Consider the following 23,517-nt stretch of genomic DNA (forward strand, 5'->3'; position numbering starts at 1 on the left):
GGCGCCTTTGAGCCGGCGGCCTTCCCTCGTCACTCGGAAGCGCTCGTTCCTCGCGCTTCCTCCTTCCTCGGTCAGGCCACCGGCGCGCCCGAACGCGCTCTTTTGTTTCCGATGTGGTCACCTTGTGGCTCCTGGGGTCACCGGGAGACGTTGGAGGGGCCGCCTACCAGGGATTCGAGTTTCCTCTCGTACGCGGCGGCGGCTTCCTCGACGGGTTTGCCGGCCACGATGTCGGCGGTCGCCTCCTGGAAGGCCACCGAGACCTGCGGGTAGACCGCGAGTCCCGGGCGGAAGGAGGTGATCGGCAGCACCTTCTCCGAGACGAAGCCCAGCATCGGGTCGGCGGCGAGGACCTCCTCGTTCACGTCGGTGCGCGAGGTGATCCTCGCCTCGCCCGCCAGGCCCGCCTTGGTCGCCTCGGCCGAGTGCATGAACGCCAGCAGCTCCCAGGCGAGCTTGGGGTTCTTGGAGTTCGGGTTGAGCACCCGCACGGCGCCACCGGACATGCTGACGAAGTCCTGGCCGCGCACCCCGGCCCCCGGCTGCTTTGCCGGGATGAGGGCGTAGCCGACGACCTTGTCACGATCGGGCATGGGCGCGACCCCGGCCTTCGGCTCGATGACGGCGCGCCAGAAGTAGTCGCCCTCCGCCAGGATGCCGATCTTGCCGTCGGCGAACTCCTGGAAGGACTTGTCGCGCCCCTTGGCCTCCTGCTGCAGCCGGGGGTCGCCGAGGCCGGTCGTGTAGATCTGCCGGTAGAAGCCCAGCACGTCCTTGACCGCCTGCGAGGCGCCCGTCCACTTGCCGCCGGAGAAGATCTCGGAGCCGGTGCCGGCGAGCAGCGGAAGCGCACCCTGCATGGCGGTGGCCTCGCCCATCGCGGTGCCCGCGTTGATCTGGACGGGCGTCCGGACCCCCGCCTTCTTCAGCGCCGTGCCCGCGTCGATGATGTCCTGCCAGCTCTTCGGCTGCCAGTCGGCGGGCAGCCCGGCCTTGGCGAACAGGGTCTTGTTGAAGAACAGCACCCGCCCGTCGGTGCCCTGCGGCAGCCCGTACTTCTTGCCCTCGAAGATCCCGAGGCCCTGGACCGCCTCGGGGATCTGGCTCCAGCCGTCCCACTGCCCGACCTCGGGGCCCGCGGTCTCCACCAGCGGCTTGACGTACCCCGCCTGGGCGAACTCGCCGACCCAGATGCCGTCCAGGTCGATCACGTCCGCGCCGGTACGGGACTTCAGGTCCAGCGCGATCTTGGTCTTGTACTGCTCGTCGTCCACGCCGTTCGGCTGGAACAGCACGTGGACGCTCTTGCCCTTGGCCTTTTGCGCCTCTTCGAACTTCGGGATCAGCCAGTTCTTGGTCCAGTCGGCCGTCGCCGCGTTCTTCCCGCCCGAGATGGCGTTCGCGGTGATCGTCAGAGTGGTGCCGCCGTCTCCGGAGGATCCTCCGGAGCCGCACGCGGTGAGGGTCAGCGCGGTGGCGGCCAGGGCGGCGAGGGTTCGTGTAGGTGTCACGGGGGACCTCCCCTAGGGGGGATGGAGGCATACCTGTTTACATGTCACGACAACTCGACAATTACATGGCCGGTCTGATCCGTAAAGATTATTTTTGGGGAAGATGAGGCTCGATGGGCGAAAGCGGTTCGCGCTGAGCTGATCGTGGGAAGTGCAACCACGACAGCACCACGAGTAGGGTCGGCGTAGAAGCCGAAAGCACTTGGGAGGGAGTCGCGTGGCAGCAGAGCGGGGCTGGACGAACAACCTGTTCCTGGACACCGGATCGACGTCGTTCACCGAGTTCGTGGGGTCCTATGCTCCAGGGCTCCTCCCGGGGAGATTCGACTCGATGGCGGCCTCCGTCGGTGACCTGATCCCGCACGCGACCACGATCGTCGCGGTGAACTTCGCCGGCGGCGTGGTCATGGCCGGCGACCGGCGGGCCACCTCGGGGAACTACATCTCCCAGAAGGACATGGAGAAGGTCTTCCGCACCGACGACTACTCCTGCATGGGCATCGCGGGAACGGCGAGCACGGGTATCGAGATAGCCCGCCTCTACCAGGTCGAGCTGGAGCACTACGAGAAGCGCGAGGGCCGCGAGCTCTCGGTCGAGGGCAAGGCCAACCGGCTCGCCACCATGATCCGGGGCAATCTGCCGATGGCGATGCAGGGCATGGTCGTGGTGCCGCTGTTCGCCGCCTACGACGAGACCCGCGACGCGGGCCGCATCTTCTCCTACGACGTCGGCGGCGGCCCGTACGAGCAGACCAACTACGCCTCGATCGGCTCGGGCTCGCTGTTCGCGCGCGGCGCCCTCAAGAAGCTCTACCGCGAGGGCGCCACCGCCGAGGAGACGGTGCTCACGTGCATCCAGTCGCTCTACGACGCCGCGGACGACGACTCGGCGACCGGCGGGCCCGACGTCACCCGCAAGATCTGGCCGCTGGTCGCGGTGATCACCGACGAGGGCTTCCGCCGCCTGCCCGACGAGGAGGTCGAGGGGTACGTCCGGCAGGTGCTCGATGCCCGCATGACCAACCCCGACGGGCCCACCGCCCCGCTGCGCTAGTCACCACCCACGGCCACGAGAGGATCACCACCGGTGTCCATGCCCTTTGGATATGTGTCCCCCGAACAGGAGATGCGGGACAAGGCCGATTTCGCGCGGAAGGGCATCGCGCGCGGCCGCAGCGTCGTGGTGCTGCAGTACGAGAACGGCATTCTGTTCGTCGCCCCCAACGCCTCCCGGGCGCTGCACAAGATCAGTGAGATCTACGACCGCATCGGCTTCGCCGCCGTCGGCAAGTACAACGAGTTCGAGGCGCTGCGGCTGGGCGGCATCCGCTACGCCGACATCAACGGCTACACCTACGACCGCAGCGACGTCACCGCCCGCGGGCTGGCCAACCTCTACGCGCAGTCGCTCGGCATGGTCTTCACCGAGTCGCGCAAGCCGTACGAGGTTGAGATCGTCGTCGCCGAGGTCGGTGACGCGCCCGAGGACGACCAGATCTACCGGCTCACCTTCGACGGCTCGGTCGCCGACGAGCACGGTTTCGTGGTCATGGGCGGGGTGGCCGACGCGGTCGCGGGCCGCCTGAAGGAGCGTTTCTCCGAGGGCATGACGCTGCCCGAGGCCCTGGACGCCGCGCTCGGGGCCCTGACCGAGCCCGGCGGCGAGCGCCCGCCGGTCACGCAGCTGGAGGTCGCGGTGCTCGACCGCACCAGGGAGCACCGCAAGTTCCAGCGGCTCACCGGCCCGCGCCTGGAGCGGCTGCTCGCCGGCACCTCGCCGGCCGAGAAGCCGCCCGCGGGTTCCACGCCGCAGGCCGACGACGTGAGTGGCGCGCTGAACGGGTCGCCGGGCGACTCGGCGGCCACCGCTCCCGAAGGCGACATCGACGACGGCTCAGGCGGCTGAGCCGGCCGCCGAGGTCTCATCGGTCCTGCTTCCGTCCCGGTCCCCGTACGCGAGGGGGCCGGGACGAGCCGTTTCCGGCCCCGCACGAGGGAACCGCGACGAGCCGTTTCGCCCGGGTAAGCGGAGCCCCTCATTGTCGTCTGGTAACAATAAACCCGGATGTCATATTATGCGACGACATTGAGGGGAATGTCCTAATTGCACCATGCTCTCGCCATGCAGGCAGCCATAACGCTGGACGACGTCGCACCGCTCGCGCGGGGCTGTGCCGTGCTCGGCACCGGAGGCGGCGGTGACGTCCGGGCCGGGGCGCTCGCGGCCCGCAGGGCGATCAGGGAGCACGGAGAAGTGCCTCTGGTCACGCTCGCGGATCTCGCCGAAGATGATCTCGTGGTCCCCCTCTCCGGCATCGGCGCGCCGACCGTCAGCCACGAGATGATCCACGCCGAGGCCGAGCCCGACCGCATCCGCGACGAGATCGAGCGCATCTTCGGCCGCCCGCCCGCCGCGGTGATGTCCTCGGAGATCGGGGGAGGCAACGGCGTCGCCCCCGTCGCCTGGGCCGCGCGCCTCGGGGTGCCGCTGCTGGACGCCGACGGCATGGGCCGGGCCTTCCCCGAGGTCCAGATGGTCTCCATGTACGTAGCGGGGCTGCCCGCCAACGTGGTGATCATGACGGACGTCGTCGGCAACGTGGTCACCATCAGGCCGGTCGACGGGCTGTGGGCCGAGCAGATCGCCCGCGCCGTCTGCGTCGCCGCCGGATCCAGCGCGCTCATGGCCGACTACGTGCTCACGGCGCGCGAGGCGCGCGGAGCCGTCATCGAGGACACCGTGACCCGCGCCATCACGGTCGGGCGCGCCACCGAGAACGCCGCCGACCCCCTGGCCGCCCTCCAGGAGGCGCTTGAGGCCAGGCGGCTGATCGGCGGCAAGGTCACCGACGTCGCCCGGCACACCTCGGGCGGGTTCGTGCGCGGCACGGTCACCGTCGAGGGCGTCGGCGACGACCGGGGCCGCACGCTCACCCTGGAGATCCAGAACGAGAACCTCGTCGCCTTCGAGCGGGGCAGGGCGCTCGCCATGGTCCCCGACCTGATCAGCGTGGTCGACAGCCAGACCGCCACCGCCGTGCAGACCGAGGCGCTCAGGTACGGCCAGCGCGTGAGCGTCCTCGCGTGGCCCTGCGACCCCCTGTGGCGCACCCCGATGGGACTGCGCACCGCGGGCCCGCGGGCCTTCGGTTACGACCTCGACTACGTCCCCGTGGAGGAGACAGCCGTATGACCACCGGCACCGGCGGGAAGTCCGCCCGATGACCCTCCGCATCGGCATCGACGTCGGCGGGACCAACACCGACGCCGCCGTCCTGGACGAGGCCGACCGCATCGTCGCCCGGGCCAAGAGGCCCACCAGCGCGGACATCACCGGCGGCCTGCGCGCCGCCCTGGCGGCCGTCCTCGACGAGCTCGGCGAGCGCTCTGGCGAGGTGTCCCGGGTGATGCTCGGCACCACCCACGCCACCAACGCGATCCTGGAACGTCGCTCCCTCGGCAAGGTCGCGGTCGTCCGCCTCGGCGCCCCCGCCACCACCTCCATCCCGCCGCTCTCCGACTGGCCGGCCGACCTGCGCCGGGCCGTCGCGGCGGGAGCCGTCATCGTGCGCGGCGGCTACTTCGTGGACGGCCGTCCCATCGCCCCCCTGGACACCGACGCCGTCAAACGCTTCCTGAACGAGCCCCGCGACGGCGTCCCCGTCGAGGCGGTGGCCGTCACGGGGGTCTTCAGCCCGGCGAGCGCCGAGCAGGAGAAGCAGGTGGCCGAGATCGTCCTGGCCGAGCTCGGCGGGGAGGTCGCGATCAGCCTCAGCCACGAGATCGGCTCGCTCGGCCTGCTGGAGCGCGAGAACGCGACCGTGCTCAACGCCGCCCTGTACGGCGTCGCCCGCGACGTCACCGGGGGGCTGCGGCAGGCACTGGACGAGCGGGGCCTCGCCGTCGAGACGTTCTTCGCCCAGAACGACGGCACGCTCATGGCCGTGGACTACGCCGCCCGCTACCCGGTGCTGACCATCGGCTCGGGGCCGGCCAACTCCCTGCGCGGCGCCGCGTTCCTTTCCGGCGTGAGCGACGCGATCGTCGCCGACGTCGGCGGCACCTCCACCGACCTCGGCGTGCTGTCCGGCGGCTTCCCCCGCGAGTCCGCGGCGGCCGTGGAGATCGGCGGGGTCACCACCAACTTCCGGATGCCCGACATCCTGTCGGTCGCACTCGGCGGCGGCACCGTGGTCGGCGAGGGGGCCGGCGAGGGCCTCGGCCCCCGCTCGGTCGGCTACCGCATCACCGAGGAGGCGCTCGCCTTCGGCGGCCCGACCCCGACCATGACCGACGCCGCCGTCGCCGCCGGTCGCGGCACGGTCGGCACCCGCCCGGTGGCGGCCTCGGAGCGGCTGAGCCGCGCCGTGCGGCTCGCCGACGAGATGGTGATCGACGCGGTCGACCGGATCGCGCTCGGCAAGGCCGACCGCCCGCTCATCGCCGTGGGCGGCGGCGCGTTCATCCTGCCCGGCTCGGTGCCCGGCGTCAGCGAGGTCATCCGCCCCGCCGACGCCGCGGTCGCCAACGCCGTCGGCGCGGCCATCGCCCTGGCCAGCGGCCGGTTCGAGACCATCGCCCCCGCGGGCGCGGGACGGGCCGCCGCCGTCGAGCGGGCCAAGGAGGAGGCCGCCGCGCGGGCCGTGGCGGCCGGAGCCGACTCGGGACGGGTCGAGATCGTCGAGCTCACCGAGGTCCCCCTCAGCTACCTGCCCGAGCCGGCCGTGCGCGTCCACGTCAAGGCCGCCGGACCCCTGATCTGACAGAAAGGACCCCATGATGCGCTGGCACAGGAGCCTGGCCGTCCTCACGGCCGCGGGCTCGGTGGCACTCACCGCCGCGGCCTGCGGAGGCGGCCAGGTAAGGGGTACGCAGAACACCCCGCAGGCGGGCTCGGCGGGCGGCGCGGCGAACGCGACCTTCGTCTACGTCCCCAACCTCGACGTGGTGACCGACTGGGACCCCGCGACCTCGTACTCCAACGAGATCATCGCGATGGAGAACATCTACGAGTCGCTCACCCGCTACGACCCGCGGGCCAAGAAGGCGGAGCCGAGGCTCGCCACCTCGTGGACCTCCTCGGGCGACGGCAAGACCTGGACCTTCACCCTGCGGACCGGCGCGACGTTCCACACCGGCAAGCCCGTGGACGCCGCCGCCGTGAAGGCGTCGGTCGAGCGCACCAAGAAGGAGGCCGGCGGCCCCGCGTACATCTGGGACTCGGTGGAGTCGGTCACGGCCGTGAACCCCACCACGGTGGAGTTCAAGCTCAAGTACGCGACGCCGCTCGACCTGGTCGCCTCCTCCGACTACGGGGCCTACGTCTACGACACCACCGCCGCCCCCGACCTGAAGAAGTGGTTCGGCGAGGGACACGACGCGGGGTCGGGGCCCTACACGGTCGACACCTGGCAGAAGGGCCGGGAGACCGAGCTGACCCTCAAGGCCTTCGACGGTTACTGGGGCGGCTGGTCGGGCTCCCGCTACAAGCGGGTGGAGTTCCGTGTCACGCCCGAGCTGACCACCGCCTGGCAGCTCCTGCAGCGCGGTGAGGTCAACTTCGTCCAGCGGCTGAACCCGCAGCTGTTCGCCCAGGCGGGCGGCCAGGGCGCGCAGACCTCGCAGACCCCCTCGTTCCAGAACCTGCTCGCGCTGTTCAACACCGAGAGCGGCCCGCTGAAGGACGTGCGGCTTCGCAAGGCGGTGCAGAAGGCCATCGACTACGACGGCCTGGTCGCCGCGCTCAAGGGCTCGGGGGTCAAGGCCAGCGGGCTGGTGCCCGAGGGTCTGCTCGGCCACACGCCGGGGCGCGAGCCCGTGCAGGACCTCGCGGGGGCCGAGTCGCTGCTGAAGGAGGCGGGCTACGGGCCGGGCGGCAAGCCGCTGACGCTCACCATGACCTACGCGCAGGGCGACGGCGACCAGCAGCTGCTCGCCACCCTGCTCGGCTCGGCCCTGGACAAGCTGAACGTCAAGCTCGAGGCCAAGCCGCTGCAGTGGAACACCCAGTGGGACCAGGGCAAGTCCGCGGACCCCGCCAAGCGCCAGGACATCTTCGTCATGTACTGGTACCCGGACTACGCCGACGCCTACTCCTGGTTCGTCAACGTCTTCCGCGGCTCCGACAAGCCCGCGTTCAACCTGTCGTACCTGAAGGACGACCAGGTGGACGGCCAGATCGACAGCCTTCCCGCGCTGACCGCGACCGACCAGGCCGCCGCCGAGAAGGCCTACGCCGACCTGCAGAACAGGATCGTCGACGACCAGGCCGCCGTCGCCGTGCTGTTCACCCAGAACTACCAGCGCGCGTACGCCAAGGGCGTCCAGGGGTACACCGACAACCCGGCCTACCCGAACGTCGTCTTCGTCCACGATCTGACGGCCGGCGCGTAACGGGTGGTCCGCTACCTCGCCCATCGCCTCGGCCAGGCCGCGCTGGTCGTGGCCGGGGTGATCGCGCTCACCTTCGTCGTCACCCGGCTGGTGCCGGGTGACCCGGCGGTGGCCTACGCCGGGCCCAAGGCGAGCCCCGCCGAGCTCGCCGCGGCCCGCGCCCGGTTCGGCCTGGACGACTCGCCCCCGGCGCAGCTCCTGAACTACGTCCGCGACCTGTTCGCGGGCGACTGGGGCACCAGCCTGCACACCCGGCAGCCGGTCGCCCAGGACCTGGCCACGGCGTTCCCCGCCTCGCTGGAGCTCGTCGGCACCGCGCTGGTCATGGCGGTGGTGGTGGGCATCCCGCTCGGCGGGCTGGCCGCGCGCTTCCGGGGCAGGGGGCCTGACCTGACCGTGCGGGTGTCGTCCGTGCTGGCCGTCTCGGTGCCGGTGTTCTGGCTGGCCCTCGCGGTGCAGACCGTGTTCGCCAGCAACCTCGCGTGGTTCCCCGTCGCGGGCGAGTACGACAACGCGCTCGACTCCACCAGCCCGCTGCACGTGTACACCAACATCACCGTCGTGGACGCGGCCATCACCGGCAACTGGCCGATCCTCGGCAGCACGCTCGCCCACCTGGTGCTGCCCGCGCTGGTGGTGGCCGCCTACCCCACCGGCCTGATCGCCCAGATGACCCGCGCCGCGCTCATCGAGGAGGCCGGGCAGGACCACACCCGCCTGGCGCGCGCCCTCGGGTTCGGCGAGACCTCGGTGCTGACCCGCTTCGCCCTCCGGCCCGCCCTCAACCCGGTGCTCTCCCTGATCGCGCTGGTGTTCGCCTACGCCGTCGTCAACGGCTTCCTGGTGGAGGCGGTGTTCAACTGGCCCGGACTCGGGCGGTACGCCGCCGACTCGATCAGGTCGCTGGACACCCCCGCGATCGCGGGCGTCACCCTGCTGGTGGCCCTGCTGTACGTGCTGGCCAACCTCGTGGTCGACCTCCTCCAAGGCGTCATCGACCCGAGGGCGAGGACCCGATGACCGCGCCGCCCCCCGCCGTGGGACTCACGCCAGGGAGGACCCGATGACCTCGGTCGCGCTTCGCCGCACCCCCCTCCGCAGGCTGGGCGACCTCGCCAGGGCCGACGTCCTCGCGGCCACCGGCCTGGTGATCCTGGTCCTCATCGTGCTCGCCGCGCTGCTGGCGCCCTGGCTCGCGCCCTTCCCCGACGACGGCGGGGCGGCGACGCATCCCGCCGAGGCGCTGCTCCCGCCGGGCGCCGACCACTGGTTCGGCACCGACCAGGTCGGGCGGGACGTGCTGAGCCGGGTGCTGTTCGGCGCCCGCACCTCGCTGTTCATCGCGGCCGCCGTGCTCGTCGTCTCCGCCGTCGCCGGAGTCGCGCTCGGCGTCGTCGCCGGGTACGCGGGCGGCTGGGCGCGCGACGTGATCATGCGGGTCACCGACGTGTTCCTCGCCTTCCCCGCGCTGCTGCTGTCGCTGGCCCTGGCGGTGGTGCTGCAGCCCTCGGTCACCACCGTGATCGTGGCCATCGCGGTGACCTGGTGGCCCTGGTACGCCCGGCTCACCGCCTCGGTGGCCGCCTCGGTCGCGGGCCGGGGCTTCGTGGACTCCGCCCGCTGCCTCGGCGTGCCCGCCCCGGTGATCGTCTTCCGGCACGTGCTGCCCAACTCGCTCACCCCCGTGCTGGTGCAGCTCTCCCTGGACGGGGGCGGGGTCATCCTCACCGCCGCGGCCCTGTCCTACCTCGGGCTCGGCGCCCACGAGCCCACCGCGGAATGGGGCCTGATGGTCGAGCAGGGGCAGACCCTGTTCACCACCGACTGGTGGGTGGTCACCTTCCCCGGCCTGGCCATCCTGGTGACCGCGTTCGCGTTCAACGTGCTCGGCGAGGGACTCCGCGCCGCACTCGACCCCCACAGGCGGCCCCGATGACCGTCCCACCCCCGCTCCTGCCCGAACCCGCCGGGCGGCCCCGATGAGCGCCCCTCCCGAAGGCCCGGAGACGCTCATCAGGGTGCGCGACCTGGTCGTGCGCATCGGCGACCGGGTGATCTCCAGCGTCCCGGCCCTGGACGTCGCCCCCGGCCAGTGCGTCGCGATCGTGGGCGAGAGCGGCTCGGGCAAGACCACCGCCCTGATGGCCACTCTCGGCCTGCTGGACGGCGCGGAGGTCACCGGCGAGATCGTCGTGTGCGGAACCGACGTGATCGGCGCCCCGGAGAGGCGGCTGCGGGAGATCCGTGGCGCGCGGGCGGCCCTGGTCATGCAGTCCCCCCGCGCCGCGCTCACCCCGACGATGCGCCTCGGCACCCTGCTGCGCCGCGCCCTCGCCCGCCACGGGGTCAAGGGCGAGCAGGCCGTGCGGCGGGCCGAGGACGCCGTCGCCGCCGTGCTGCTGGACCGCGCGATCCTGCGCCGCTACCCGCACGAGGTCTCCGGCGGGCAGGCCCAGCGGTTCGCCATCGCGCTCGCCATCGCCCTCGGCGCCGACGTCATCGTGGCCGACGAGCCGACCAGCGCGCTGGACGTCACCGTCCAGGCCGAGGTGGTCGGGGTGCTGCGCCACCTGCGCGACGAGCGGGGCCTCGCCGTGCTCCTGGTCTCGCACGACCTGGCCCTGGTGTCGGCCATCGCCGACCACGTCCTGGTCATGCGCGAGGGGACGGTGGTCGAGAGCGGGCCCGCCGCCGAGGTGTTCGCCCGCCCCCGCGCCCCTTACACCCGCGAGCTGATCGCCGCGGTCCCCGAGCTGCCGGAGGTGGGGCGATGAGCCTGCTGAGCGCCGAGGAGGTGACGCTCGCCTACGGGCGGACGCCGGTGGTGCACGAGGTCAGCCTCGCCGTCGAGGAGGGCGGCGTCGGGCTGGTCGGCGAGAGCGGCTCGGGCAAGACCACCCTGGCCCGTGCCCTGCTCGGCCTGCTCACGCCCCGCTCGGGCAGGGTCCTGTACGGCTCGCGCGACCTGGCCGCGATGAGGCGCGGCGAGCTGGCGGAGTTCCGCGGCGCGGTGCAGCCGGTGTTCCAGGACGGCAGCGAGGCGCTCAACCCCCGGATGCGGGTCGGCTCCTCGATCGCCGAGGCGCTGAGCACCCACCACCGGCTCGACCGGGCGGCCCGCCGCGTGCGGGTGGCCGAGCTCCTGGACGACGTGGGGCTGGAGCCCGGCCTGGCGGCGCGCAGGCCGCACGAGATCTCCGGAGGGCAGCGGCAGCGCGCCGCCATCGCCCGCGCCCTGGCGGTCGAGCCACGGCTGCTGGTGCTCGACGAGCCGACCAGCGCCCTGGACGTGACCGTGCAGGCCCGGGTCCTGGACCTGCTGCAGGCCCTGCGCACCGGCCGGGGACTCACCTACCTGCTGATCACCCACAACCTGGCGGTGGTCGACCGGCTCTGCCGCACCTCGCACGTGCTGTTCGCCGGCCGCGTGGTGGAGTCCGGGCCCACCCGCGACCTGCTCACGCGTCCCGCCCACCCGTACACGCTCGCCCTGCGCGACGCAGTGCCCCGCATCGGCGGCCCGCCGCCGGCGGCCACCGGGCGCACCGAGGCGGCGCCCGCCGAGGACGGGTGCGCCTTCCGGCTGCGCTGCCCGCTGGCCGTGGACCGGTGCGCGGCCGAGGCCCCGGCGCCGCGAGCGCTCGGCGGGCGCCGCGTGGCGTGCCACCGGGCGGAGGAGGTCCTCACGGTTGCTCCACGTCGATGATCTGCTGCGGGCCCCGGCCGGGCGGCGGCTGACGCTGGTCGCCGGGCCCTGGGACGCGCGCGCCGTCGAGAGCGTCGTCATCGTCGACGAGCCGGGCGAGCTGCGGCGCGCTCCCGCGGGCGCCGTCGCGGTGCTGTCGCGCAACGCCACCCAGGCCGGCCTCGGGGTGGCCGCGATGCTGCGCACCGCCGGTGAGCGCGGGCTGGCCGCCCTGGTGCTGCCCGGGCACTCCGGCACCTCTCCCGCCATCGTGGAGCTGGCCCGCAAGCTACGCGTGGCCGTGCTGGCGGGCTCCTTCGACCAGACGTTGTCCGACACGGTCTTCGGCCTGAGAGAGGTCGTGCGGTCCGACCCGGGGCTCCTGCTGAGCCGCACCAGGGAGGCGGTGGAGCGGCTCGGCGCGGTCGACGGAGCGGGCGAGGACGTCATCCTGCGGGCCGCCTCCGAGGCGGTCGGCGTGGCCTACGGGGTCGCCGGGGTGGCCGAGTCCGCGGCCACCTCGGCCGTGATCCGCGTGGACGGCCGCGCCGACGGCTACGTCCGCTGGGCCGATGACGATCCGGCCGCCGCGATCGTGGCCGGGGTGGTCGCCGCCATGCTCGGCCGGGTGCGCGCCGCCGCGCGGGCCGCCGAGGCCGCGCGTGCGGCCGCGCTCCTCGCACTGGTGCGCGCCCCCGCCAGGGACCTGCCCGCCGCGCTGCGCCGGGCCAGGATCGCCGGCGTGCCGGTGGACGGCTGGCACGTCGCGGTGTTCGTCCGCGCGGAGTCCGGCGTGCCTCCCGCGCCCTGGGCGGAGGAGGAGCTGGGCGGCACGCTGCTCGCCACCCCCTGGCAGGACGGCCTGCTGCTCGTGCGCACCTGCGAGGAGCGGCCGGCGCGCGCGGAGGACGTCCTCGACGCGGCGCGGGCCGCCAAGTCCTTGCCCACCGGCGTCGTGGCGGGGATCGGCACCTGCCAGCAGGGCGCGGAAGGGCTCCGGCGGACCGCCGCGCAGGCCAGGACGGCGGCCGCGCACGCTCGCCCCGGCGAGGCGGCGGCCTTCGACCGGCTCGGAGTCCACGCGGTGCTCGCCGAGCTGGCCGGGAGCGACAGCGCGCTCATGGCCGCCCGCGACATGCTGGCCCCCCTTGACCGGCTGGGCGTGCTCGCGCCGCACGCCGTGCCCACGCTCAAGGCCTACCTCGACACCTGGGGCTCGCGCACCAAGGCCGCCGCGCTGCTCAACCTGCACCCGAACGCCGTCGCCCACCGCGTGCGCCGCATCGCCGAGGTCCTCGACCTCGACCTGTCGGACACCGAGACGCGCTTCGCCCTCCAGCTCGCCTGCCACGTCGTGACCGAGGCGGGCCCATGACCGGGACGCCGTCCAGGCCCCGCGTGACCGGGGTGTGCCGTGGAGACAACAACCTACGGGGGAACGTTGTGAGGACACATCGACACCGGCCTGGCACGGCCCTACCTTCCGTGACATGTCCACAGTCATAGGGGTCGACGTCGGCGGCACGTTCACCGACCTGGTCTCGTACGACGCCGAGACCGGTGAGATCACGGTGGCCAAGCGGCCGACGACGCCGGAGGCCCCCGAGATCGGGGTGCTGGCCGCCGTCGACGCGGCGGCAGGCGCCGGTCTGCTCGAGCGCTGCTCATACTTCGTCCACGGCACCACCGTCGGGCTCAACGCGCTGCTGGAGCGGCGCGGGGCGACGGTCGGCCTGATCACCACCGAGGGGTTCAGGGACGTCCTGGAGATCCGGCGGGGCGACCGGGACGACCCGTACGACCTGTTCTGGACCCCGCCGCCTCCCTTGGTGCCGCGCAGGCTCCGCAGGGAGGCGCGGGAGCGGATCGCCCACGACGGGACGACGGTGCGCGACCTCGCGCCCGCCGACGTCCTGGCCGCCGCCGAGGTCTTCCGCGCCGAGGGAGTCGACGCCGTCGCCGTCGTGCTGATCAACGCCTACGCCAACCCGGCGCACGAGCTGCGGGCCCGCGACCTGCTGCGCGAGGCCGGGTTCGCCGGAGAGGTGTCGCTGTCACACGAGGTGTCGGGGGAGTACCGCGAGTACGAGCGCACCACCACCACCGTGGTCGACGCGTTCGTACGGCGGCGGATGGGCCCCTACCTGCACAACCTCGACCGCGAGCTGCACCGCAGGGGGTTCTCGGGGCGGCTGCTCGTCACCCGCTCGGGCGGCGGGGCGTTCACCCTGGCCGAGGCCGCCGCGCGGCCGTTCGAGACCATCCTGTCCGGGCCGGTCGCGGGGGCGGCGGCCACCGCCCGCGTCGCCCGGGCCCTCGGCATCCGCTCGGCCGTCGTCGCCGACGTGGGCGGCACCAGCTTCGACACCGCCCTGATCGAGGACGCCAGGCTCCCGCTGCTCTTCCAGGGCGAGGTGGAGGGCCTTCCCCTGCAGAGCCCCTGGGCGGACGTGCGGTCGGTCGGCGCGGGCGGCGGATCGGTCGCCTACGTCGACGCGGGCGGGCTCCTGCGCGTGGGGCCGCGAAGCGCGGGCGCCGTGCCGGGCCCCGCCTGCTACCAGCGCGGCGGCGCCGAGCCGACCGTCACCGACGCCGCGCTCCACCTCGGCATGATCATCCCCGGGCCGATGTCCGGGGGCGTCGTGCTGTCGGCCGAGCGGGCCGCGGAGGCACTGAAGCCGCTCGCCGGGCCGTCGGGGCTGGCGGGCACCGACGCGGTCGCCGAGGGCGTCGTCAGGATCGCCGCCGCGCACATGGCGCAGGCGGTGCGCGGGGTGAGCGTCGACCGGGGCGCCGACCCCCGGAGCGCCGCCATCGTCGCCTTCGGCGGCGCGGGGCCGCTGTTCGGATGCCTGCTCGCCGACGAACTCGGCGTGGACCAGGTCGTCGTGCCGCCCAACGCCGGCAACTTCTCGGCGGTGGGGCTCATGCAGGCCGACATCGTCCGCAGCGCCGCCCGCACTCTCGTCCGCGCCCTCGACGACGCCGGCCTGGAGGAGATCGCGGGGACGGCAGCCACGCTGTTCGCCCGGCTGGCCGAGCGCGACGGCGCCGTGCCCGCACACGACGGCGCCGCGGCCGTACCTGCGGACGCGGAGGAGGCCGTGGCGGTGCGGGAGCTGGACCTGGACCTGCGCTACCGGGGCCAGGAGCACACGCTGACCGTGCGGGCCGAGCCGGGCGACGACGCGGCCATGATCAGGGAGCGGTTCGCCACCGCCTACCACCGCTCCTACGGCCACGAGCTGACCGACCCGCTTGAGGTCGTGACGGTCCGCGCGACCCTGCGCGTCCCGATGAGGGCCGAGCACGAGCTGGTCCCCGCGCCACCCGCCGAGGAGGAGCCGGGCCGGGAGATCCGGCTGTGGTCGTTCAGGCGCCGCGCGTTCGCCGCCACCCGCGCCGTACCGCGCGCGGCGCTCGACGGGCCTGCCGAGGGCCCGCTCGTGCTCGTCGAGCCCACCGCGACCACCTACGTGGACGAGGGGTTCACCGTGGAGGCCCACCCCAGCGGATGCCTCCTGATCACCAGGAACGCGCCCAGTGGGATCGCGGCGGCCGAGGGCGCCGCGAGGACGGAGGCGAGCAGCCGATGACCATCGTCAGGACGACCTTCGCCGAGCCCCACCCCGGGCTCGGAGACGGCGCCGACCCGATCACCACCGAGATCGTCCGGCAGGGGCTGAACGCCGCGGCCGACCACATGAAGCGGTCGCTGGTGCGCACCGCGTTCTCGCCGATCATCTACGAGGCCCTGGACTTCGCGGTCGCCTTCTACGACGACGACCTCGGCATGCTGGCCCAGGCCCCGACGCTGCCCGCGTTCATGGGCACGCTGGGGTTCTGCGTGCGGGAGGCGGTGGAGGGCGTCGGCGGCCCCGGCGCCCTGGCCCCCGGCGACGTGATCCTCTACAACGACCCCTACGGCACGGGCTCGCACCCGCAGGACGCCGCCATGGTGGTCCCGATCTTCGTGGCGGGGGAGCTGGTCGCCTACTCGGCGATCAAGGCCCACTGGCTCGACATCGGCGGCAAGGACCCCTACTGCACCGACACCCTGGACGTGTACCAGGAGGGCACCATCTTCCCGGGCGTCAAGCTCTACGACGCCGGGCGCCTGGTCACCGACGTGTACCGCATGATCCTCGCCAACAGCCGGATGGCCGACATGGTGATCGGCGACATCAACGCCATGGTCGCCGGGGCCAGGGCGGGGGCCGAGGCGCTGTCCGCCATCGTCGAGCGCCACGGCGTCGAGACGTTCAGGAAGTGCGTCGCCCGCATGTACGCCCACGGCGACGCGCTCGTGCGGAGCTGGTTCGAGAAGCTGCCCGACGGCGTGTACACCGCCTCCAGCGTGATCGACTCCGACGGGGTCAGCGGGGTCCCCGTGCCCTTCGGGGTGAAGGTGACCGTCGAGGGATCCGGCATCGTCGTCGACCTCACCGACTGCCCCGACCAGGCGGCCGGTCCGATCAACTGCCCGCTGCCCTCCACCGTCGCGGCCTGCCGGCTCGCCATCGCGTTCCTCGCGGGGGCGGGCGAGCAGCCCAACGAGGGGCACTTCCTGGCTCTTGAGGTCGTCACCCGTGAGGGCTCGCTCTTCCACCCGGTGCGGCCCGCGCCCTGCTTCATGTACGGGATCCCCTCCGACCACGCGATCGAGCTGGTCATCCGCGCGCTGGCCCCCGCCGTGCCGTCCATCGTGCCCGCCGCGAGCGGCGGCGACATCAACGCGCTCGTGTGGTGGGGCAACCGCGAGGACGGCGGCGCGCCGTGGGCCGACGGCGCGCCCCACCCTGTCGGGCAGGGCGCCTCGCCGTTCGCGGACGGGGCCAGCGCCCTCATGTACATCTCGGAGTCCGCCACCCGCTTCACCCCCGCGGAGGTGTGGGAGGCGCGCAACCCCTGGCGCATCGAGCGGCTCGCGCTGGCCGAGGACTCGGGGGGCCCGGGACGGTACCGGGGCGGGCTCGGGCTCGACCTGTCCTTCCGCTGCCTGGAGGACCAGTACCTGACCTCAGCCCTTGCCCGCACCGCCCTCGCCCCCTGGGGGCTCGCCGGCGGCCTCGCGGGACGACCCAACCGGCTCACGGTCGAGTACCCGGACGGCACCACCGAGGACCACGCGCTCAAGACCCGCATCCACCTGCCGAAGGGCACGCTGGTCCACCTGCGCACCGGCTCGGGCGGCGGGTACGGCGACCCGGCCGAGCGCGACCCGGCGGCCGTGGCCGAGGACGTGCGCGAGGGGTACGTCAGCGAGGAGCAGGCCCGCCGCCACCACCCCCACGCCTTCGGATGACCGGGCGGTCGGCGGCGGGCGAACCGTCAAGGTTGCGAAGATTCGCACGCCTCCGGGGTAGGCCTCTCGTCACCTGAGGGCGATGGCACGGACTGCTCACCCGGAAACCCGGAGAAGATCCCTCCCCTACGGGCTCCCGGGGACATAGTGTGATGTGATGGATCGTCGCATCTTCGGCTTGGAGAACGAATACGGCGTCACCTGCACGTTCAGGGGGCAGCGCAGGCTGTCTCCCGACGAGGTGGCACGGTACCTTTTCCGCAGAGTCGTGTCCTGGGGCCGATCGAGCAACGTGTTCCTCCGCAACGGTGCCCGCCTGTATCTCGACGTGGGCAGCCACCCTGAGTACGCCACCCCCGAGTGTGACAACGTCGTGGAGCTCGTCACCCACGACAAGGCGGGGGAGCGCATCCTCGAAGGCCTGCTCGTCGACGCCGAGAAGCGGCTGCGCGAGGAAGGCATCGCTGGAGACATCTACCTTTTCAAGAACAACACCGACTCCGCGGGCAACTCCTACGGCTGCCACGAGAACTACCTCGTCGGCAGACACGGGGAGTTCGGCAGGCTGGCCGACGTCCTGATCCCGTTCCTCGTGACCCGGCAGATCATCTGCGGGGCCGGCAAGGTGCTCCAGACCCCGCGCGGCGCGGTCTACTGCGTCTCCCAGCGTGCCGAGCACATCTGGGAGGGCGTGTCGAGCGCCACCACCCGGTCGCGCCCGATCATCAATACCCGCGACGAGCCCCACGCCGACGCCGAGCGCTTCCGCAGGCTCCACGTCATCGTCGGCGACTCCAACATGAGCGAGTCCACCATGCTGCTCAAGGTCGGGGCCACCGACCTGGTGCTGCGCATGGTGGAGGCCGGCACGGTCATGCGCGATCTCAGCCTTGAGAACCCCATAAGGGCGATCCGCGAGGTCTCCCACGACATGACCGGGCGCAGGCGCGTGCGCCTGGCGAACGGCAGGGAGGCATCCTCCCTGGAGATCCAGCAGGAGTACCTCTCCAAGGCCCGTGACTTCGTCGACCGCCGCGGCGGCGACGCGATCACGCGCAGGGTCCTGGAGCTCTGGGAGCGCACCCTGCGGGCCGTGGAGACCGGCGACCTCGACCTGGTCTCGCGCGAGATCGACTGGGTCACGAAGTACCAGCTCATCGAGCGCTACCGCAACAAGTACGACCTGCCGCTGTCCTCGCCCAGGGTCGCCCAACTCGACCTCGCCTACCACGACGTGCACCGCAAGAGGGGCCTGTTCTACCTGCTGCAGAAGCGCGGCGCCGTGGAGCGGGTGGCGTCCGATCTGAAGATCTTCGAGGCCAAGTCGGTGCCGCCGCAGACCACGCGGGCCCGGCTGCGCGGGGAGTTCATCCGCAAGGCGCAGGAGAAGCGCCGCGACTTCACCGTCGACTGGGTGCATCTCAAGCTGAACGACCAGGCCCAGCGCACCGTCCTGTGCAAGGACCCCTTCCGCAGTGTGGACGAGAGGGTCGACAAGCTGATCGCCGGCATGTGAGCGAGGCCCCGGCCGGTTCGTCACGACGATCCGGCCGGGGCCTTCGCCGGTGAAAGTTTCGCCACGGGCCACCTGGGCGCTACGCCCGTATCCATGCCCGCAGCGGGGTTTCCGGTGGTCGCGGCGGTGTTTCCGGGGACGTTCCCTGAAGCGAATCCGAAGGCAAGGTCACACTTCGGCAAGATCGAGTCGCGCTGACTCAGGTGGTCATGACGGTCGGGTAGTGTTACGCGAACGTGACGTCTTTCCAAGGGATACCCATGCGCCGACTGGCCGTTCTCGCCGCGTTGCCGTTGCTGTTCGCCGCCGCCTGCGGCGGTAACAACGGCGACGTGACCGCCAAGCCGGGGGCCGCGCCCTCCGGTGTGAAGGTGGCGGGAGAGTTCGGGAAGAAACCACAGGTCACCTTCCCCGCGGGCAAGCCGCCCGCCACCTCGTCGGCGCAGACGATCTCCGAGGGCCAGGGCAACGCCGTCAAGGACGGCGACGCGGTCGTCGCCAACCTCACCGCCTACAGCTGGGACGGCAAGAGCAACGCGGCCTCGGGCTCCACCTACGACGACGGGGCGCCGCAGCTCATCAAGGTCGACGCCAAGCTCCCGTCGGTGGTGCACAAGGCCTTCCAGGACAGCAAGCCCGGCGGCCGGTTCCTCGCCGTCGTCGCCAAGGACAGCCTGACCGCGGACCAGGTCGAGCAGGCCAAGTCGCAGGGCGCCGACACCTCGATCGCCAGCGTCTACGTCGTCGACGTGATGGGCGTGCCCACGGCCAAGGCCGCGCAGGGCACCGCGACCGACCCGGGTGTCACGGGCGTCAAGCTGGAGAACCCCGGCGGAGACCAGGCCCCCAAGCTGACCACCAAGACCAGCGAGCCCGCGCCCAAGGGCCTCGTCGCCAAGACCGTGATCAAGGGCTCGGGCCCGGTCGTCAAGACCGGCCAGACCATCCTGGTGCACTACACCGGCAAGATCTGGGGCAGTGACAGCGAGTTCGACAGCAGCTGGAGCCGCGGCGAGCCGGTGATGTTCCCGATCGGCGTCGGCAAGGTCATCAAGGGCTGGGACCAGAGCCTGGTCGGCGTCCCGGTGGGCAGCCGGGTGCTGGTGTCCATCCCGCCGGACCTCGGGTACGGCAAGGCCGGCTCGGGCGACAAGATCAAGGGCACCGACACCCTCGTCTTCGTCGTCGACGTGCTTGGCGCCTACTGACCCCTCCGCGCCTCCCGGTTCGCTCGCCGCGGCCGTACCCCTGCCCTTTCCGGGCATGGGTACGGCCGTTCGGCTTTCCAGAGGCGGTGCGGGCACCGCCATACACTCGCCCTTGTGAGCAGTGACGATCTGGGCCATCCTGATGCCCTCGATGTGCTCGGCGCCCTCCGCGATCCCGTGCGGCGGGCGGTGTACGACTACGTGGCCGGGCAGGGGCATGAGGTGGGCCGGGACGAGGCCGCGCGGGCGGCGGGGGTGGGCCGCACGCTGGCCGCCTTTCACCTGGACAAGCTCGTCGAGGCCGGCCTGCTGGAGTCTGATTTCCGCCGGCTGAGCGGGCGCACCGGTCCTGGCAGCGGGCGCCCGGCCAAGGTCTACCGCCGTTCCCCGGTGGAGCACCAGGTCAGCCTGCCTCCGCGCGACTACCGCACCCTGGCGCTCGTGCTGGCCGAGGCCCTGGACGCGCTCGGCGGCGAGGAGGCCGCCGAGGCCGCCGCCCGCCGGGTGGGGGAGCGGGCCAAGGCGTCCGAGCTGCGCGAGGCGCTGCGGGAGCGCGGCTACGAGCCCTACGACGACGGCGACGTGGTCCGCCTGCGCAACTGCCCTTTCCACATGCTCGCCGAGGAGCGTCCGTTGCTCGTCTGCTCGTTGAACCTGGCCCTGTGCGAGGGTCTGCTGTCGGCTCTCGGGGACCGCCGCGTCACCGCACGGCTCGAACCCCGGCCGGGGGAGTGCTGCGTCGTCTTTTCTAAAAACAATGGAGATTGACATAGAAAGATCCGGCGTGGTGTCCTAGGCGCATGCACCTGGCCCAGCTCAACGTCGCCCACCTGCGCGCCCCCATCGACTCGCCGGAGATCGCCGATTTCGTCGCCGCCCTCGAACCGATCAACGCGATCTCCGATGCGGCCCCGGGCTTCGTCTGGCGCCTCAAGGGAGGGGAGAGCCCCACCGACACCGTCCAGCACGATTACGGCGACCTGCTCTTGATCAACTTCTCGGTGTGGGAGTCCCGCGAGTCCCTGTGGAACTTCGTCTACCGGAGCCCCCACCTCGGCATCCTGCGCCGCCGCCGCGAGTGGTTCCATCGCGTCGCCGAGCCGTACAGCGTGATGTGGTGGATCCCCGAGGGCCACACCCCGAGCCTCGCGGAGGCCATGGAGAGGCTGCGGACGCTCAGGGAGGAAGGTCCCGGGCCGGACGCCTTCACCTTCACCGACTTCCACGAGCCGCCGACGACCGAGGCCGAGAGGCCGGCCGACCAGATGGCCTGAGCCCTCGTCCGTTCAGGCCCAGCGTCATCAAGCAGATCGACGAGGTGTCCGGACTCAGGACGGACCAGGACGTCATCGAGGTGGGCATCCTCGCGCGATCAGCGGGAACCGGTTTCCCTCGATGTGCGTCACCGGTTCAGACTGCTCCTTCCACTTCTTCCACGGTGATCGGCGGAGGGGTCCAGCGCTCGGTCCGGGGAGGCTTCAGGCCGTATTCGGCCTTGAGCTGTTCGGGGATGGCGTAGTGCATCACCCTGCCGCGGGTGAGCGAGCTCAGTTCGAGATTCGTCGTGACGTTACCGATGCGATCGAGCAGCCATTGCCCGAACGGGCTGCGATCTTCGAGGTCCTCCAGGAACCCCTGCACCAGAGGCACGGCCTTGACCACGTTGTCCCAAGCGGATGTGGGCACGCCGAGCCAGTCGGCAGTGGTGTCCCCGATGAGATAGCGAATGATGCCGGGGACCACGGGATCGAAGAAGGTGCCGGGGACCGCGTCCTCATAAAGCTTGATGAGCTGCCGCGTCAGCCGTGCGCCCTCCTCCGAGGGCCCCATGTTGTGCGTCATGTAGAGGTCGGAGTACCGGCGGGCGGATTCGAGGTCGGGGGGAGCGGCCTCGATCCCGAGAATGGCCCCAACCACGCGCCACGCATAGTAGTAAGCGTCGGCGCCCTCCCTCGTCATGTGGACGCCCAGTCGGTCCATGGCGTCGAGGACCTGGATCGAGAACATCATCTGGCCGCCGATCATGTCCTCCTGGGAGATGGGCGGCCCGTCGGCCGTCTCGTCCCATTGACCTGATCTGCCCAGGTGGTAGCGGATGGCGGCATGGAGAAGACGCACCTTCTGCGCGGCGGGGATGAACCTGCCACCCGCCTCGAAGGCGTCGGGACGCATGAGGAAGACCGTGAACTGGCCCGTCTCCGCCATCCGCCGGGAAGGATAATCAAGCGAATGGGTGGCGCTGAGCAGCCGGGCCACCCGGGGAACGGAGTAGCACGCGGGCATGGACGCGAATGACAGCGCCGTGGAAACGTGGACGTTGTTGTCGATGAAGAACAGCCGGGCGTTCTCCATGATCGTCCAGTCGACCCACTCGGGCGGCATGCGCGTCGCGGAGAGATAGTCACGGGCGACGCCGGGCAGGCCGCTCGGCAGGTCCTGCCCCGACTGGCCGAACCAGCGCATCAACGCGTTGAACTCGCCGACCTGTCCCTTGGCGAAGAGTTCCTCCACTGTCGCGTCCGCCAACGGGTCGCCCTGCCGGCGCAGAGTGGCCAGCGTTTCCGCGGTGTAGATCATGTCTTTCTCGCTTTCACTCTTCGCGTACGGTCGCGGTCAGTGCGAGCTCCTTCAGAGCGTTGCGGGAGCCGGGAGGGAGACGTGACCGGTCGATCACGGAAAGGGCGGTGCGGACGCGCTCGTCGATCATGGTTTCGACGTGTTCTCGGGAACCCGCCGTCCGCATGATCTCCCTGATGCGCTCGATGGCGCTCGGGGTGGGCTCGCCGGACATGAGACGGTCCAGTGTCGTGAGTTCGGCGGGCTCGGCCAGGGAGCGGGTCATGGCGAGCAGGACGGTGGGCTTGCGGCCCTTCAGGTCGTCGGCATTCGACTTCCCGCTTGTTTCGGGATCGCCGAACACGCCCAGCAGGTCGTCGCGTAGCTGGAACGCCTCGCCCAGCGGGAGGCCGTAGTCGGTGAACACCCTCATGGTGTCGGCGGAGGCGCCGGCCAGGGCTCCCCCGATGTGCAGGGGACGCTCGATCGTGTACTTCGCGGTCTTGAACCGGATGATCTCCAGCGACTGCGACACGGCGGTGTGCCTGCCCGTGCTGAGGATCTCCATGAACTCGCCGGCGATCAGCTCCTTGGCGAGCGTCTCCCAAAGAGGACGGGCCCTGGCGAGGTAGGAACCGGGCAGACCGCAGGAGGCGAACAATTGGCAGGCCAAGGTCATCAGCAGGTCGCCCACCAGGATGGCCAGGGCGACACCGCCCGTGTGCCGTTGCTCAGCGCCGTCGAGAAGCTCCTGGAGGGCGACGTGGGCGGTCGGCGCGCCGTGCCGGGTCATGCTGGAGTCGATGATGTCGTCGTGGACGATGGCGGCCGCGTGTACCAGCTCCATCGCCGCGGCGGCCCTGACGACCTCCTCGCAGTCCGGCTGGCCACAGGCACGCCAGCCCCAGTAGCAGAAGGCCGATCGCAGCCGTTTTCCCGCGGATGACGCGACGTGCGCCTGAAAACCCAGCGGGGCGAGTCTCGGGTTCGTTTCCTCCAGGAGCCGGATCTCCTCCAGGAGAAATTCGTCCAGGACGTCTTCGACGCGCCTTTTGAACAGGGCGTGGTCAGGCATTCGCCCGCTTTTGACGGCTGATCGCCCGCTGGGCCAGCAATTCCAGATGAGGAACCGAGCCGTCGGTCCGGCGCTTCATCACGAGGTCGCCACGCGCGATGAGATCGTTCTGCGCCTGCAGGATCAGCTCTTTGAGGTCCGCTCTGCCCAGCAGGCCGCGCAGACTTCGCGCCTGTGCGTTGAGCCGGGTGGCGACCAGATCGGCGAGCCCGGCGACCGTGTACAGGACGCGCTCTCCCGCGTCCGTGTTCTTCGCTACTCCCATCGA

At 71.7% G+C, this 23,517-nt stretch carries 20 protein-coding genes; 16 read left to right on the forward strand and 4 right to left on the reverse strand.

Annotated elements, in window-relative coordinates; genetic code table 11:
- Positions 1 to 137: 137 nt before the first annotated feature.
- Positions 138 to 1,511, reverse strand: a complete 1,374-nt coding sequence (locus tag OG589_RS09940) for an extracellular solute-binding protein (protein WP_405148102.1) — start codon at positions 1,509 to 1,511, stop codon at positions 138 to 140.
- Between the two features lie 217 nt (positions 1,512 to 1,728).
- Between OG589_RS09940 and prcB the strand changes: the two genes are divergently transcribed.
- From prcB to OG589_RS10020, 16 genes are all read left to right on the forward strand, one after another.
- Complete coding sequence (prcB, locus tag OG589_RS09945) at positions 1,729 to 2,565, forward strand: proteasome subunit beta (RefSeq protein ID WP_405148104.1); 837 nt, start codon at positions 1,729 to 1,731, stop codon at positions 2,563 to 2,565.
- 39 nt (positions 2,566 to 2,604) lie between these two features.
- Positions 2,605 to 3,417, forward strand: coding sequence for a proteasome subunit alpha (gene prcA, locus OG589_RS09950; RefSeq protein WP_405148106.1), 813 nt, complete (start codon positions 2,605 to 2,607; stop codon positions 3,415 to 3,417).
- 216 nt (positions 3,418 to 3,633) lie between these two features.
- On the forward strand, positions 3,634 to 4,704 hold the full coding sequence (locus OG589_RS09955) for a DUF917 domain-containing protein (protein ID WP_405148108.1): 1,071 nt from the start codon (positions 3,634 to 3,636) through the stop codon (positions 4,702 to 4,704).
- 28 nt (positions 4,705 to 4,732) lie between these two features.
- Positions 4,733 to 6,274, forward strand: coding sequence for a hydantoinase/oxoprolinase N-terminal domain-containing protein (locus tag OG589_RS09960; protein ID WP_405148110.1), 1,542 nt, complete (start codon positions 4,733 to 4,735; stop codon positions 6,272 to 6,274).
- A gap of 13 nt (positions 6,275 to 6,287) precedes the next feature.
- Positions 6,288 to 7,904: an ABC transporter substrate-binding protein gene (locus OG589_RS09965; RefSeq protein ID WP_405148111.1), complete on the forward strand. Its 1,617-nt coding sequence runs from the start codon at positions 6,288 to 6,290 to the stop codon at positions 7,902 to 7,904.
- Between the two features lie 3 nt (positions 7,905 to 7,907).
- Positions 7,908 to 8,924, forward strand: a complete 1,017-nt coding sequence (locus OG589_RS09970) for an ABC transporter permease (protein WP_405148112.1) — start codon at positions 7,908 to 7,910, stop codon at positions 8,922 to 8,924.
- 43 nt (positions 8,925 to 8,967) lie between these two features.
- The gene (locus OG589_RS09975; RefSeq protein WP_405148114.1) at positions 8,968 to 9,840 is read left to right on the forward strand and encodes an ABC transporter permease; all 873 of its coding nucleotides are present in this window, start codon (positions 8,968 to 8,970) and stop codon (positions 9,838 to 9,840) included.
- A 43-nt stretch (positions 9,841 to 9,883) separates the two neighbouring features.
- Positions 9,884 to 10,678 carry an ATP-binding cassette domain-containing protein gene (locus tag OG589_RS09980; protein WP_405148116.1) on the forward strand — a complete coding sequence of 265 codons (795 nt, stop codon included), beginning with the start codon at positions 9,884 to 9,886 and terminating at the stop codon, positions 10,676 to 10,678.
- The gene (locus OG589_RS09985; protein ID WP_405148118.1) at positions 10,675 to 11,610 is read left to right on the forward strand and encodes an ABC transporter ATP-binding protein; all 936 of its coding nucleotides are present in this window, start codon (positions 10,675 to 10,677) and stop codon (positions 11,608 to 11,610) included. Before OG589_RS09980 ends, OG589_RS09985 begins: the two co-directional genes overlap by 4 nt.
- Positions 11,594 to 12,964 (forward strand): PucR family transcriptional regulator, encoded by a 1,371-nt coding sequence (locus OG589_RS09990; RefSeq protein WP_405148120.1) that lies wholly within the window; start codon positions 11,594 to 11,596, stop codon positions 12,962 to 12,964. Before OG589_RS09985 ends, OG589_RS09990 begins: the two co-directional genes overlap by 17 nt.
- Before the next feature lie 115 nt (positions 12,965 to 13,079).
- On the forward strand, positions 13,080 to 15,185 hold the full coding sequence (locus tag OG589_RS09995) for a hydantoinase/oxoprolinase family protein (RefSeq protein ID WP_405148121.1): 2,106 nt from the start codon (positions 13,080 to 13,082) through the stop codon (positions 15,183 to 15,185).
- Complete coding sequence (locus OG589_RS10000; RefSeq protein ID WP_405148123.1) at positions 15,182 to 16,894, forward strand: hydantoinase B/oxoprolinase family protein; 1,713 nt, start codon at positions 15,182 to 15,184, stop codon at positions 16,892 to 16,894. The genes OG589_RS09995 and OG589_RS10000 overlap by 4 nt, the downstream gene beginning before the upstream one ends.
- Positions 16,895 to 17,051: 157 nt before the next feature.
- Positions 17,052 to 18,410: a Pup--protein ligase gene (gene pafA / locus OG589_RS10005; protein ID WP_262844541.1), complete on the forward strand. Its 1,359-nt coding sequence runs from the start codon at positions 17,052 to 17,054 to the stop codon at positions 18,408 to 18,410.
- Between the two features lie 260 nt (positions 18,411 to 18,670).
- Entirely contained in the window at positions 18,671 to 19,618 is a 948-nt protein-coding gene (locus OG589_RS10010; RefSeq protein WP_405148125.1) for an FKBP-type peptidyl-prolyl cis-trans isomerase, read from the forward strand.
- A 114-nt stretch (positions 19,619 to 19,732) separates the two neighbouring features.
- Positions 19,733 to 20,386 carry a helix-turn-helix transcriptional regulator gene (locus OG589_RS10015; protein ID WP_405148127.1) on the forward strand — a complete coding sequence of 218 codons (654 nt, stop codon included), beginning with the start codon at positions 19,733 to 19,735 and terminating at the stop codon, positions 20,384 to 20,386.
- A gap of 32 nt (positions 20,387 to 20,418) precedes the next feature.
- Positions 20,419 to 20,892, forward strand: a complete 474-nt coding sequence (locus tag OG589_RS10020; protein ID WP_405148128.1) for a DUF3291 domain-containing protein — start codon at positions 20,419 to 20,421, stop codon at positions 20,890 to 20,892.
- Positions 20,893 to 21,028: 136 nt separating this feature from the next.
- On the opposite strand, the gene OG589_RS10025 is transcribed toward OG589_RS10020, so the two are convergent.
- Genes OG589_RS10025 through OG589_RS10035 form a run of 3 tightly spaced genes read right to left on the reverse strand, consistent with a single transcriptional unit; the run spans position 21,029 to position 23,514 of the window.
- Entirely contained in the window at positions 21,029 to 22,195 is a 1,167-nt protein-coding gene (locus tag OG589_RS10025) for an oxygenase MpaB family protein (protein ID WP_405148129.1), read from the reverse strand.
- Positions 22,196 to 22,208: 13 nt separating this feature from the next.
- Positions 22,209 to 23,249, reverse strand: coding sequence for a polyprenyl synthetase family protein (locus OG589_RS10030; RefSeq protein ID WP_405148131.1), 1,041 nt, complete (start codon positions 23,247 to 23,249; stop codon positions 22,209 to 22,211).
- Positions 23,242 to 23,514, reverse strand: coding sequence for a hypothetical protein (locus tag OG589_RS10035; RefSeq protein WP_405148132.1), 273 nt, complete (start codon positions 23,512 to 23,514; stop codon positions 23,242 to 23,244). Before OG589_RS10035 ends, OG589_RS10030 begins: the two co-directional genes overlap by 8 nt.
- Positions 23,515 to 23,517: the final 3 nt, after the last annotated feature.

This window comes from Sphaerisporangium sp. NBC_01403, assembly GCF_045040145.1.
GTDB lineage: Bacteria > Actinomycetota > Actinomycetes > Streptosporangiales > Streptosporangiaceae > Sphaerisporangium > Sphaerisporangium viridialbum.